The sequence below is a fragment of the Leclercia adecarboxylata genome, from assembly GCF_006171285.1.
Taxonomy (GTDB): Bacteria; Pseudomonadota; Gammaproteobacteria; order Enterobacterales; family Enterobacteriaceae; genus Enterobacter; species Enterobacter barmai.
In genome coordinates this window covers 53,630-66,982 of sequence record NZ_CP040888.1, presented here as the reverse complement: position 1 = coordinate 66,982, position 13,353 = coordinate 53,630, and the positions used below count along the sequence as shown (strand labels likewise).

Annotated in this window: 10 protein-coding genes and 1 pseudogene; 7 read left to right on the top strand and 4 right to left on the bottom strand. The window is 42.8% G+C overall.

Going from position 1 to position 13,353, the window contains the following annotated elements; translation table 11 throughout:
• The first annotated feature begins 610 nt into the window (after positions 1–610).
• The 4 genes and pseudogenes from FHN83_RS00310 (at position 611) to FHN83_RS00300 (ending at position 7,360) form a co-directional block, all read left to right on the top strand.
• Positions 611–1,838 (top strand): annotated as a pseudogene (locus tag FHN83_RS00310) (IS3-like element ISEc36 family transposase).
• Positions 1,839–3,815: 1,977 nt separating this feature from the next.
• Positions 3,816–3,977 carry a hypothetical protein gene (locus tag FHN83_RS28085; protein ID WP_001371949.1) on the top strand — a complete coding sequence of 54 codons (162 nt, stop codon included), beginning with the start codon at positions 3,816–3,818 and terminating at the stop codon, positions 3,975–3,977.
• A 1,128-nt stretch (positions 3,978–5,105) separates the two neighbouring features.
• A complete protein-coding gene (locus FHN83_RS00305; protein ID WP_001050364.1) occupies positions 5,106–6,359 on the top strand; it encodes a ParA family protein in 1,254 nt (417 codons plus the stop codon).
• Positions 6,356–7,360 (top strand): ParB family protein, encoded by a 1,005-nt coding sequence (locus tag FHN83_RS00300; RefSeq protein WP_001278838.1) that lies wholly within the window; start codon positions 6,356–6,358, stop codon positions 7,358–7,360. The genes FHN83_RS00305 and FHN83_RS00300 overlap by 4 nt, the downstream gene beginning before the upstream one ends.
• A 61-nt stretch (positions 7,361–7,421) precedes the next feature.
• Here FHN83_RS00300 and FHN83_RS00295 read toward each other — a convergent pair whose 3' ends face one another.
• Genes FHN83_RS00295 through FHN83_RS00280 form a run of 4 tightly spaced genes read right to left on the bottom strand, consistent with a single transcriptional unit; the run spans position 7,422 to position 10,102 of the window.
• Positions 7,422–7,811, bottom strand: coding sequence for a hypothetical protein (locus tag FHN83_RS00295; RefSeq protein ID WP_000815011.1), 390 nt, complete (start codon positions 7,809–7,811; stop codon positions 7,422–7,424).
• The gene (locus tag FHN83_RS00290) at positions 7,808–8,329 is read right to left on the bottom strand and encodes a hypothetical protein (protein ID WP_000598517.1); all 522 of its coding nucleotides are present in this window, start codon (positions 8,327–8,329) and stop codon (positions 7,808–7,810) included. The genes FHN83_RS00295 and FHN83_RS00290 overlap by 4 nt, the downstream gene beginning before the upstream one ends.
• Positions 8,322–9,158 (bottom strand): hypothetical protein, encoded by an 837-nt coding sequence (locus FHN83_RS00285; protein WP_000700976.1) that lies wholly within the window; start codon positions 9,156–9,158, stop codon positions 8,322–8,324. Before FHN83_RS00285 ends, FHN83_RS00290 begins: the two co-directional genes overlap by 8 nt.
• Positions 9,155–10,102, bottom strand: a complete 948-nt coding sequence (locus FHN83_RS00280; RefSeq protein ID WP_139563064.1) for a metallophosphoesterase — start codon at positions 10,100–10,102, stop codon at positions 9,155–9,157. The genes FHN83_RS00285 and FHN83_RS00280 overlap by 4 nt, the downstream gene beginning before the upstream one ends.
• Before the next feature lie 363 nt (positions 10,103–10,465).
• Here FHN83_RS00280 and parM point away from each other — a divergent pair, with 363 nt between their 5' ends.
• Genes parM through FHN83_RS00265 form a run of 3 tightly spaced genes read left to right on the top strand, consistent with a single transcriptional unit; the run spans position 10,466 to position 13,017 of the window.
• Positions 10,466–11,503, top strand: coding sequence for a plasmid segregation protein ParM domain-containing protein (gene parM / locus FHN83_RS00275; RefSeq protein WP_000818954.1), 1,038 nt, complete (start codon positions 10,466–10,468; stop codon positions 11,501–11,503).
• An 11-nt stretch (positions 11,504–11,514) separates the two neighbouring features.
• Positions 11,515–12,027, top strand: a complete 513-nt coding sequence (locus FHN83_RS00270; RefSeq protein WP_001151875.1) for a hypothetical protein — start codon at positions 11,515–11,517, stop codon at positions 12,025–12,027.
• A gap of 21 nt (positions 12,028–12,048) precedes the next feature.
• Complete coding sequence (locus tag FHN83_RS00265; RefSeq protein ID WP_031942297.1) at positions 12,049–13,017, top strand: IS5-like element IS903B family transposase; 969 nt, start codon at positions 12,049–12,051, stop codon at positions 13,015–13,017.
• The last annotated feature ends 336 nt before the right edge of the window (positions 13,018–13,353 follow it).

Genomic DNA, 13,353 nt, shown 5'->3' with positions numbered 1-13,353 from the left:
CCTTAAGTAAACAAATGAGGTTGTGACTTAATGAGTTCATCACTGTGCTGCAAATTTTGGTTTTATAATTAATGTGGTGTAAAAACAGTGACATAAATACAAATCGCAGTTAGGTTGTGTACGCATTAAGTAAACAAAATTTATAACTTCAATACTGACATTATAAGATGAAAATCACGTAAATTACATTTTTGTTTACCAAAGGTAATCAAAGTAGCGCGGCATTATTAGTGAAAACAGATCACTGGTGTCATTTTGCATACAAAACTTAATATCCTTTAATCATTCTTCTAAAAGTTTATTATTAACGGTTTGGTTTCTGAAAATTTATCCAATTTGCTCACCGAAGACTTTTAACTTATTTAACCCCCTTTATCGCCAAACTGTGATTTTCTAATGTTAGTCTACAGTTCTAGGGCCCTTGCTCCCATGATGCGAATCCTGCCACCTAATAAAGATTAACGCCTCATTCCTGTATGCCGGTCTTACGACGCCAGTGCACGGACTATTTTTGGTCATTAGACTGGCCCCCTGAATCTCCAGACAGTTGGTATCACTTAAGTTAGTGATAGTCTTAATACTAGTTTTTAGACTAGTCGTTGGAGTCCGAATGATTGATGTTTTAGGTCCAGAGAAGCGCAGACGGCGAAGTGTTCAGGAAAAAATCGCCATTGTTCAGCAGAGTTTTGAGCCCGGAATGACCGTGTCGCTGGTCGCCCGTCAGCATGGCGTTGCTGCCAGTCAGCTGTTCCTGTGGCGTAAGCAGTATCAGGAAGGCAGCCTTACAGCCGTTGCCGCAGGAGAACAGGTTGTGCCCGCGTCGGAGCTGGCATCTGCGATGAAGCAAATTAAAGAGCTGCAGCGCCTGTTGGGCAAGAAAACCATGGAAAACGAGCTGCTAAAAGAAGCCGTTGAATATGGCCGACAAAAAAAGTGGATAGCGCACGTGCCCTTGTTGCCGGAGGATGGCGAATAAGCCTTGTCAGTCGTTGCCTCCGGGTCTCACGTGCGCAACTGCATGCCATGGCCCGTCGGTCGAAGGACTGGCAGGATCGTCGGTGCAAGCGCAAGCCTGATGATACTGACGCGCTGGCCCGTATCCATACCGTTATCGGCGATCTGCCCACCTATGGTTATCGTCGGGTATGGGCACTGCTGCGCAGACAATCAGAAACTGACGACATGGCGGTGATCAATGCCAAACGCGTATACCGCATCATGCGTCAGAATGCGCTGCTGCTTGAGCGTAAACCGGAAATACCGCCATCGAAGCGGGCGCATACAGGAAAGTGGCCGTTGGAGAAAGTAACCAGCGGTGGTGCTCTGACGGCTTCGAGTTCAGCTGTGATAACGGTGAAAAACTGCGGGTCACGTTCGCTCTGGACTGTTGCGATCGCGAGGCACTTTACTGGGCGGCCAGTAACGGTGGATATGACAGTGAAACCGTGCAGGACGTCATGCTGGGTGCCGTGGAGCGTCGCTTCGGTAACAGCCTGCCGACATCCCCAGTTGAGTGGCTGACAGACAACGGTTCAGCCTACCGTTCTTATCAGACGCGTCAGTTCGCCAGAATGGTAGGACTGGAGCCTAAACATACGGCGGTACGTAGCCCGGAAAGCAACGGGATGGCAGAGAGCTTCGTGAAAACGATGAAGCGCGATTACATCAGCATCATGCCGAAACCCGACGGGTTAACAGCGGTAAAGAACCTTGCGGAGGCCTTCGAACATTACAACGAATGGCATCCGCATAGTGCACTGGGGTATCGTTCGCCACGGGAATATCTGCGGCGACGAACCAGTCATGGGTTAAGTGATAAAAAGTGTATGGAAATATAGGGGCCAATCCAGTCATCACAAGGACAGGCGGGAGATTTAATCAGGGCGTGGTGTTGCTGAGCAGCAGCTGCGGCACTGTAAGCCGAAGGCGGAATTAACTCCTTTATCACCATCTGGGGACGTCATTATGGGTAGCCCTTTTAACTTGCTCAGGACCATTAAGCTAAAATTCCGGATAGCGATTGACGTAAGATTTAGGCTAAGCAGGTAAAGTGATCCCCGCTCCCGGGGTGACAACTTTATACAAAAGGCCGAGCGGAAGATTGTCCTTAGGGAATATTTCTTTAACACAGCACGGGCACTTACTCACGCTGCCGGATTTAACCCCCTTAATCGCCAAACTGGGGTTCTGTCCTCATGCTGGCCTTCAGTTCTGGGCGGGGTTGCTATCACTTGCTCCCTAATGCGAGATGTACCTGCTGATACAGATTAACGTCATATTCCTGCGTGCCGGTCTGCCGACACCAGTGCACGGGCTTTTTTCGGTCATCACATTACCGGGCAGGAGATTTTATCAGGACGTGGTGTGACTGAGCAGCAGCTGGGGCACTGTCATCCGCTTGCAGATTTAACCCCCTTAATCGCCAAACTGGCGTTCAGTCCTGATAGTGTCCTTCCGTCCTGGGCAGGGTTGCTAACACTGGCTCCCTTAATACGAAATGCGCCTGCTGATAAAGATTAAAGTCACATCACTGCATACCGGTTTGCCGACTCCGGTGCATGGCCTTTTCCGATAATCACAAGGACGGACGGGTGATTATATCTGTGCATAGTATGTCTGAGCAGCATCAGAAGGCACTGTCAGCCACTGGCAGATTTAACCCCCTTAATCGCCAAACTGGCGTTCAGTCCTGATAGTGTCCTTCCGTCCTGGGCAGGGTTGCTAACACTTGCTCCCTTAATACGAAATGCGCCTGCTGATAAAGATTAAAGTCACATCACTGCATACCGGTCTGCCGACTCCGGTGCATGGCCTTTTCCGATAATCACAAGGACGGACGGGTGATTATATCTGTGCATAGTATGTCTGAGCAGCATCAGAAGGCACTGTCAGCCGCTGGCAGATTTAACCCCCTTAATCGCCAAACTGGGATCAGTCCTGATAGTGTCCTTCCGTCCTGGAGAGGGTTGCTAACACTTGTTCCCATGATACGAAATGCGCCAGCTGATACAGATTAACGTCTCATTGCCCATGCCGGTCTGCCGACACCGGTGCATGGCCTTTTCCGATATTCGCAAGCACAGATGCTTGATTTTTTCAGGGTGTAATATACCTGAGCAGCATCTGAAGGCACTTTCAGTCGCTGTCAGATTTAACACCCTTAATCGCCAATCTGGGATTTTATGATGTTAACCTCCAGTTCAAGACCCTTGCTCCCATGATGCGAACCTTGCCACCTGATAAAGATTTACGCCTCATTCCTGTATGCAGGTCTTACGACTCTAGTGCACGGACAATTTTCGGTCATAACAAGACCTGGCGGAAGATTTAATCAGGCGTGGTGTGACTGAGCAGAAGCTGGGGCAATGTCAGCCGCTGGCAGAAAAACCCTTATTCGCCATCTCAAACCGTCATTATGGGTAGTCCTTTTAACTTTCTCAGGACCATTAAGCTTAAACTCCGTTTAGAGAATGACGTAAGATTTAGGCTAAGCAGGTTAAGTGATCCCTCTCCCGGGTTGAACACTATATTCATCGTACGAGCGGAAGATTGTCCTTCGGGAAATATTTCTTAAACACCGCTCGGGATCTTATTGCCACTGGCGGATTTAACCCCCTTAATCGCCATACTGGGGTTCTGTCCTGATGCTGGCCTTCAGTTCTGGGCTTGGGTTGCTATCGCTTGCTCCCATAATGCGAAATGTGCCTCCTGATACAGATTAACGTCATATTCCTGCGTGCCGGTCTGCCGACACCAGTGCACGGGCTTTTTTCGGTCATCACATTTCCGGGCAGGAGATTCTATCAGGGCGTGGTGTGACTGAGCAGCAACTGGGGCACTGTCAGCAGCTTGCAGATTTAACACCCTTAATCGCCAAACTGGGATTCTGTTCTGATGTTGACCTTCCGTTCTGGGCGGGCTTTGGTTTACTAACACTTACTTCCATAATACGAAATGTGCTTGATGATGCAGATTAAATTCACATTACTGCATACCGGTCTGCCGACACCGGTGCATGGGCGATTTCCGACGATCTCAAGAACATATGGGAGATTATATCAGGGAGAGTAGTATGCCTGAGCAGCATCTGAAGGCACTGTCAGCCGCTGTGAGATTTAACCCCCTTAATCGCCAAACTGGGGTTCTGTCCTCATGCTGGCCTTCAGTTCCGGGCTGGGTTGCTATCACTTGCTCACATAATGCGAAATGTACCTGCTGATACAGATTAACGTCATATTCCTATATGCCGGTCTGCCGACATCAGTGCTTGGGCTATTTTCGGTCAAAACAAGACCTGGCGAGAGATTTAATCAAGCGTGGTGTGACTGAGCAGCAGCTGGGGGCACTGTCATCCGCTTGCAAATTTAACCCCCTTAATCGCCAAACTTGGGTTCAGTCCTGATGTTGGCATTCCGTTCTGGGCGGCGTTGCTATCACTTGCTCCCATTATGCGAAAAGTGCCTGCTGATACAGATTAACGTCATATTCATGCATGCCGGTCTGCCGACACCAGTGCACGGGTTTTTTTCGGTCATTACAATACCGGGCAGGGGATTAAATCAGGGCGTGGTGTGACTGAGCAGCAGCTGGGACACTGTCAGCCGCTGGCAGATTTAACCCCCTTAATCTCCACACTGGGGTTGCCTCCTTAAGTTGGGTTTCATTTCGGGGTGAGGTTGCTAACTCTGCTCCCATAATTCGTAGTGTGCCTCCTCAAGAGATTAACACCTCATATCTTTAGACTGGACTGACGACAACGGTTCACAGTTAGGAAACGTATATCAGCACACCGGTGAGATAGATTTTAGGGTCTAAGCAAGAAATAGGGTAGGCGTGAAGATTCATTAATGGAGCTCTTAACTTCAAAGCGTAGAGAAGGAGACAAGAATCGTGGTTTAAACAGGTTGTGCATTAGGTATGGACTAGAGAGTCTGAGCTCACATCTGCAAGTTAAGCTCACAAAAAATCATAAAAAAGTAAACAAACATTAGCTTAAGATTGAAACTAAGGATAGAATTGTACGCATAACAAGGAAATGGACGCATTATACGTAAAGTTTACATATATGCGTAAAAGTCGGTTTTCAGTGCAAAAAGGTCATAACCATGAATTTACTTGAAAAGATCGCCCTCGTTGGTCAGCGCATGAAAAGCGAGCAGATTTCTCTAAAGGAATCTCTGATGGCTTCATCAAGAGTATCTGTTTCTGATGATAGTGTTGATGGTGTTGATAGACTGATCTATAACCACTGTTTGAATAAAAAAAATCTCTCTGATTTTTTTGGGAAGTCACGAGTAACGTTCAATAAAATACTTTCGGACTTAGAAGAAAAAGAACTTGTTGGTGCACCTATTTATCAAAACAAAAATCATCTTTACACCCGCTGGGATGTTCAAAAAATAATGGATGCCCTGGGTTATCCCAAGTACCGCGATCATTACTTTAGCAGAGCTATTGTTACTCAGAATCATAAAGGCGGTACAGGGAAAAGCACTACATCTGTAGCTTTAGCAGTAGCAGCTGCTTTAGATCTACAACTCAATGCACGTGTATTAATGATCGAATGGGACCCACAAGGTTCGATTGGAAGCAGCATGATTCAAAGTGTCTCAGAAGATGATGTCTTCCTTACAGCAATTGATGCAATCCTTGGAATTTATGAAGAAAATTCTGAGTATAAAAAATATTTAGATTCAGGATTCTCTGAAGAAGAAATCATCACTAATATGCCTTTTTCAACGCATCTGCCAAACTTGGACGTAATAACGGCTTTTCCGACAGATGCTCGTTTTAAAGATAAATACTGGCAATGTTCTAGAGAAGAACGTACGTCTTTGTTACTACGTTTCAAGGAAGTTATCTTACCGGTACTGAAGCAGAACTATGATTTGATTATTATAGACACTCCACCTGAAGATTCACCTTTGATCTGGGCTGCTGACGAAGCGGCCGATGGGATTCTTGTCGCAGTGTCACCACGTGAATATGATTACGCCTCTACTACAGACTTCATGCTTACAATAAGTGAAAGGTTTAAACAATCACCAAGTAAGGGCGACAATTTAAAATGGTTCAAAGTTCTTGCTGTCAATGTAGATGACAAAAGTCCATATGAAAGAATAGTTTTGGATAAATTAATCAGAACTGTTCAGGACCTTTTGATGTCCGCTAACATAAAAAATTCTGAAGCATTTAAGGCAGCTGCTTCCAAAGGGCGTACAGTGCTTGATATCAAAAAATCAGAGGAACTTTGTTCCGCAAAGCAGCTTGATGTCGCAGAAGAATCTGTATTACAGGTATATCAGCAATTTATAAATGAAATAAAAAGTTTTTCAGCTAAGCAAGGAGTTAACGCATGAGCGATGAGCAACATATCGGGAATGATAAATCTCGATATTTAAACGCACCAAAGCGGACAGAAGTCGGTCACCGTTCAGGTCTTGCGGGTTTGAAAACAGCACCTCGCATAAAAAAGTTATTCACTCTTCATAAGGGCCGGAGACTTGAAGCGGAACATGTGATTGTTCCAGCCCAGAGAGTGGAGAAGGAGACCTTAGTCCATCCAGCGAACCCACGAAATCAAGAAGCCCTTACAGATTATTCTGTTAGAGATATTCTTAAGCAGATTGAAGAAAGAGGGGTCGATACCGAAGGGATCGCTGTAAAAAGAGATGGGGTTTATTTATTAATAGAAGGAAGTCGCAGACGTTTCTGCTGTATAAAGGCAGAAAAGGATCTCCCCCTGTGGGTTCTTCCGGATGAACTAACCGAAGATGATATAAATTCAATTATATCCGCAGCACAAACATCTCGAAAATTTTCATATAGAGAAGTTGGGTTTCAATTTATCAAAAAAATGGAAGAAAAAGGATTTTCTACTAATGAAGAACTCGCAGCATATCTTGGGATTAGTCATGTATCGGTAGCCAAAAGAATCCAGGCGGCCCGTATTGACGAAACATTGATCTCTTTATTCCCGGATTATGAAGGAATCCCGAACTCCTATTATAGTCGCTTGTCTCGTTTACAGAAATATGTGCAAAAAAATCTATTTCCTTTAGATGAAGTAATAGATAATGTTAAAGAGGAAACAAAAGATTTAGACATTGGAGATCTCCAGGTTGCTCAAAAAGTTGTAATGGAAAAAATCACACAATCTGTGGAAAGTGTTTGTGAAAAAACTTATTCCACAAAATGGGAAACAAGTGATCTTATTACTTTTGATAACAAAGATAAGTATGCAAGAATCAGTAAAAACAATACTGGTAGAAAAATTCGCTTTGAATTCAATAGGATAAATGCGGGTTTTATTAAGGAACTAGAGGAGTTCATAAAAGAAAAATTAAAAGTATCAGAATAAATATTGAACTGCATCTTTATGATGCAGTTCATATGATTTATATTTTTAATTTCTTGTTATATTAATATGGGGTGTGCGCAGGTTCAGACATATAAGGTCTTAGTTCTATATGAACAGAAGCGCCATTCCCATCATTTACTACGTTTAAAGGTGCTTTTCCCGGCAATGACATAGTTGCAACGTCAGGTCCAGAAACAGCAAAATTATTTTCTGCTGAAGGCATTACTGTAAAAATCTTTATAGCAACATTTTCATGTCTAAATAATGAAATCCCAAAAGTAGAACCAGCTTCGGTATTGCTCACGTCCACAACCACAGGGGTTTTTCCTAGATATTCATTAGTTAGTATGTTTTTTACTAATGCCCCTTCCGGGACAGTATAGATACGGTATGGATATGCTAAAGCCGTGTGACAAAAACATATTAAAATAACAATTAATGTTTGTTTCATAGATTATCCTCATTCAAAAATAAAAGATATAACTCTTGAAAATCGTGGTTAGTAATTAGGTCCGCTTTTCCGGGAAAATCGTAACTAACAGAAAATAAAAGCGAAAGCGAATCTTTTCCTTTTGCTTTGGGAGAGATTCTGCTAAAAGCACGGTTAATAAACATAAGTTGATCTTCATTGTTGAAGCAAAGTCCAAGCATTCCAACCGTAGGAACTACGAATGTGCTTACGCTGCCTGGGGGCAAAAGTTGCTTACTACGGGCATTGTAAGCACAACGACTACCACCTAGCGTTAGGCCTGAAAGCTCAATAAAACTTCTGGTTCCATTCTTGGCGACAAGCCAAACATCAGTTCCTGAACTTTCGACACGTAAAGTAACTTTTCCGTCAGTAAAGGCCTCACTTTTATTGTATAGAATAGGGTCAAAACCAACTGTCGGGAGTTCTTCGATTTTACTTTCTACTGACTGACAACCAGTCAGTAATGCAAACAATAAAAGTGTGATAACTTTAATCATCCCGCTTCCTTAGATTGTTTTTGGCGCTCGTTATAAAAGATAATGATTCACCGGGGTAGAGAATTGTTTCTTTCGTCCAATAACCATAACCACCGAGGATATTTTTTCTTTTCTCAATATAAACGGGTTCAGAAAATACTAAATGTTGATATTTAGGAAGAGATAAGATTTCATATTTTCCTTGTCCAACTAAGAGGTAATTCTTCTCTTTAGGATTGATGGTTACTGGATTACCAACACTTTGAGGTATGTTAAGTTTTTTTATATTTAGGTCAGAATAGTCAGGAACGGACACTTGATCATTAGACGTATTTCCGGGAAGAGTAAACCCTTTACCCTGATCCGGTCCAAAGATGGCAATTATATCTTTGTTGTTTCTTGTGATCGAAACGATAGCCTGAAGGGGCGTATTAGCAAGGTCATTTATAAACGATATAGTTAGACTTGATTTTGGCTCGACCCAAACAATGCTTTTTCCGGATGTGCCTTCGCTTAATGCAATTTTTTCATTTAGTAAGATTTTATTTTTGGCAATGATATTATACTCAAGTTTTGGTATCACAATAAAAAGTGATTCTTTATTTGAAACATTCATGATTTCTAAGAAATTGGTTTTGGTCATGCTGGTCTTTAGAACAGGCCTATATTTACCATTTATAAACCACCTTCCGTTTATAAGCTCCGCTTTAGCAGATATAAGTGAATCACTTTTCTGTGCGGCAGAAGAAAAAGCATCTTTTCTATGCTCTTTCTCTTGATGTGGTGCAGCTGCTGCGTGAAGATGCAAAAGTAATGTTGAAATTGAGATAATCTTCCAATTTATCTTCATCTTGTTACCTCAATGTTGTTTTCAATCGAATCGAGTTCTAAAGGATAGGTTTTAAGTGAATAAAACTTGTTTGTTGTTTGTATTAGCTGATGACACAATAAAACTGGATTGTTCTTCATGATTATTTCTACTAATGTAAGTGCTGGTGAGTCAGTTTGCGGTATACCCGGAGCAACTATTACCTGGTCTTCTAATTTTGACATATAGAGTGATCCAGTATTTATATGCAAACAATTACCGATCAGTACTGGAAGATTGTTTTGAGTACGACCATGGGCTTTTCGAATGCTGTTTACAGGATTCCTACCTAGGACCATAAGGTTGACGTCATTTATCATCATTGGTATTACGGCATGGTCCATACCGAATAGAAACTGGCTCTGAAAAATATTCACATTGGCATAGTTGAATGCTTGAAGCGCATTATAAGTATCAGTGAATGATGTGTGGATAGGGGCGTAATCAGAAGGGCAAACCCCAATTTTTATATCGCCTTTTAGTAAAATCTGCATCATCGTACCAAGCTGGGTATTAAGAAGTTTTTTTACCTCTTCCTCTAAATAGTAACGATTCACAGCTTTATGCCACTTTCCGCCCATTACACACCATCTCTCATTGAGGTATGTGCTGGGGTAAAATGTTCTCCGGTCTTTGTTTAATGGTAACAATTTTTTTAACATTTCTTCTCCGGCTCCGGCAGCTGAGAAATGCCTCACAAAACGTCCATCGAAAAAGCCACTGTTTATCGCCTTCATCAATTCTATGGGTTCCGGCCCATAGTCAAACAAATTTCCAGTAGAGAAAATTACTATCTCTTCTTCTGGCTTTGTAACTGATTGGATCAAGTTGCACAGCGCAGAGTAATGTCCATGAGGATCTGCCAGAAAGAAAATCCTTCCGGAGAAGTTTGTAAGGTCTATAGTTTGGACGTGCTCAGCTGCCATAAATTCCTCTACGTATGTTTACATCGATGATACGGTATTTCGAACTATGATTTTTTTACAAAAAGGCGTCATTTTGGATTCTAAGCCTAAGGACCTTTGTTACTTACAGGTAAAGGCCCCAGTCCTGGCTCTCAAACAGTTCATACTTAGGATGCAAAGTAACTTTCTGATTATAATTGGCTCCTTTATAAACATGGTTAATACATGAATACAGGAAATTTAACGGTAAGGTATTTAAAATGGAAGGATGCTGAAATAACATAGACTTACGTATTTTTTTAATAGTGTTAATGTTGATAATAGGTCACCATTAATGTATAAAGTTAATATCTAATATGGTCCTATTAATAAAAGAGAGTTTTTATGGCTGAACTATTAAAATCTGAAAGTCCTGTTTCACCATCAGTGCAGGATATCACTGAAGCTTTAAAAATCGTTGTCGATGATGGAAGTAAAGCTGCAAAACTGGTTTGTCTTAATGAAAGAAACGAATTAGTTCCCTTGCTTACACAAAATAGTTTTGTTCCAGATTTCCGTGTTCGCCATGAGGGTCTCAATCCTTTTAACTATCTTATTGATGGGCTGGAAAGGTTTTCGCATCACAGCGAATCTAGTAACTCACTGGAATCGACTGATGTATCTCACCAATACGATGAAATTAGCCGGTTAAATGTTCACCATGCACTTCATGCTTCTGGTTTAGTTCCTCAGGATGTTCACCTCTTTGTTACTTTACCACTTAGCCAGTTCTATACTGCTTTAGGGGAAACGAATATTGAAAATATTCAGAGAAAAAAAGATAATCTGATGAAACCAGTAGAGCGTTATCTTGACGGTAAACGCTATTCTTTTAACGTTTTGTCTGTGACTGTTTTCCCTGAATCTTTACCAGCTGTGACCCGGGCAGATGAAATTGAGGATATTGCTTCATTTGAATCAAGTTTGGTAATTGATCTTGGTGGTACTACTCTTGATGTTGCAAGTATTACTGGGCAATTAGAACAGATTTCGAAAGTAAAAGGTTTTGACCGTATTGGTTGTTCTATTGTTTACGATGAGATCAGCAGGTATCTTGAATCTGAGAAACTGAATACGAGTAATGCTTACATTCATCATCTTGTTGATAATCGTCATGATAAATCAGCTTTGAAGGTTGCAGAGGACAAGCGTGACGGTGTTTTTGATGCGGTAAACTCTGCGGTACAGAAGTTGCAAAGTAAAGTAATCAGAGCGGTTACACAAGTCGAAGAGAGGCCTCATAATGTTTTCCTTGTTGGGGGAGGTTCATATCTCATCGAAACAGCTATTCGTAAACATTTTGAAACGGCTAAAGTTATCATGGTAGACAATCCGCAGTTCGCATTATCTTTGGCAATTGCTGATACTATTTATTCAGAATAATGAGCTAGAACATGGCTAAATACCCTATCTCAAATAAGGCAGATAACGACCGGATTCAGATCCGGTCTTTCTGGATATCCGAAAGAAAAGCACCCTATGTTTATAGTTTCTTGAAAAAAACAGAACTTTGTCATAGGGGTGACCAACTGGATTTAATTAGGTCGGCTATTAGTACCGGGTTGGTATTAAATAATTTATTTCCTGACTTGGCAAATTTTATAAATGGTTTAAACGAAAGATTAACACTTGCAGATCTTAATAGGTTTCTGAATGATGGAAATACTATAGATACTGAACCTAAGCCTCCTATTAATGTATTGCTAGAGAATGTCTTAGATCAAAAGTTTAAGGAGTATTTAACACCTCTACAATTAGATAATTCAAAGCAGGATTCTGTTTCTGTAAAAGAAACCTTCCTTGTACAAAAGGAACATGCCTGCTTTGGTGTGAAGATTGAAAATGAGGGAAGCGATACCTCTATACCATCTGAAAGCCCACTTTCTTCAGGTGCATGGCTTTGTTGAATAAATCGAACTTTTGCTGAGTTGAAGGATCAGATCACGCATCTTCCCGACAACGCAGACCGTTCCGTGGCAAAGCAAAAGTTCAAAATCACCAACTGGCCCACCTACAATAAAGCCCTCATCAACCGTGGCTCCATAACTTTCTGGCTGGATGATGAAGCTATTCAGGCCTGGTATGAGTCAGCAACACCTTCTTCACGAGGCAGACCTCAGCGCTATTCTGACCTTGCCATCACGACTGTGCTGGTCATTAAACGCGTATTCAGGCTGACCCTGCGCGCTGCGCAGGGCTTTATTGATTCCATTTTTTCTCTGATGAACGTTCCGCTACGCTGCCCGGATTACAGCTGTGTCAGCAGGCGGGCAAAGTCGGTTAATGTCAGTTTCAAAACGTCCACCCGGGGTGAAATCGCACACCTGGTAATTGATTCCACCGGGCTGAAGGTCTTCGGTGAAGGCGAGTGGAAAGTCAAAAAGCATGGCCAGGAACGCCGCCGTATCTGGCGTAAGCTGCATCTCGCCGTTGACAGTAAAACACATGAAATCATCTGCGCTGACCTGTCGCTGAACAATGTTACGGACTCAGAGGCCTTCCCCGGGTTAATCCGGCAAACCCACCGGAAAATCAGGTCAGCCGCCGCCGATGGCGCTTACGATACCCGGCTATGTCACGATGAACTGCGGCGTAAGAAAATCAGCGCGCTTATCCCTCCCCGAAAAGGTGCGGGTTACTGGCCCGGTGAATATGCAGACCGTAACCGTGCAGTGGCTAATCAGCGAATGACCGGGAGTAATGCGCGGTGGAAATGGACAACAGATTACAACCGTCGCTCGATAGCGGAAACGGCGATGTACCGGGTAAAACAGCTGTTCGGGGGTTCACTGACGCTGCGTGACTACGATGGTCAGGTTGCGGAGGCTATGGCCCTGGTACGAGCGCTGAACAAAATGACGAAAGCAGGTATGCCTGAAAGCGTGCGTATTGCCTGAAAACACAACCCGCTACGGGGGAGACTTACCCGAAATCTGATTTATTCAACAAAGCCCAGGTGCATCCAAAATTTCAAAAGAAAAGTCCATTTCCTCTGTGGTGCCAGTGCTAGAAAAAGTATCGGATGAAAATCAAACCGCCTCCATAAGCATAAAATCTAAAGCTAAGGCAAACAAGCGACTAGCGACTTTGGCAAGATAGGTGAGAGACAGTACAATCGACTTCTGAGTTCAACTTGTCTTACCAGGAAAGCCAGCATACTTGCTGGCCTTTTTTTTGTTATAATAAACTCAGGCTTCAGCTGAATCTGTAAAATTACTGTTAATGAAACGGTA

Coding starts and splice junctions, on each gene's coding strand:
- FHN83_RS00300 (WP_001278838.1), top strand. CDS start 6,356: ATGAGCGATGAGCAACATATCGGGAATGATAAATCTCGATATTTAAAC.
- FHN83_RS00270 (WP_001151875.1), top strand. CDS start 11,515: ATGGCTAAATACCCTATCTCAAATAAGGCAGATAACGACCGGATTCAG.
- FHN83_RS00280 (WP_139563064.1), bottom strand. CDS start 10,102: ATGGCAGCTGAGCACGTCCAAACTATAGACCTTACAAACTTCTCCGGA.
- parM (WP_000818954.1), top strand. CDS start 10,466: ATGGCTGAACTATTAAAATCTGAAAGTCCTGTTTCACCATCAGTGCAG.
- FHN83_RS00290 (WP_000598517.1), bottom strand. CDS start 8,329: ATGATTAAAGTTATCACACTTTTATTGTTTGCATTACTGACTGGTTGT.
- FHN83_RS00285 (WP_000700976.1), bottom strand. CDS start 9,158: ATGAAGATAAATTGGAAGATTATCTCAATTTCAACATTACTTTTGCAT.
- FHN83_RS00295 (WP_000815011.1), bottom strand. CDS start 7,811: ATGAAACAAACATTAATTGTTATTTTAATATGTTTTTGTCACACGGCT.
- FHN83_RS00305 (WP_001050364.1), top strand. CDS start 5,106: ATGAATTTACTTGAAAAGATCGCCCTCGTTGGTCAGCGCATGAAAAGC.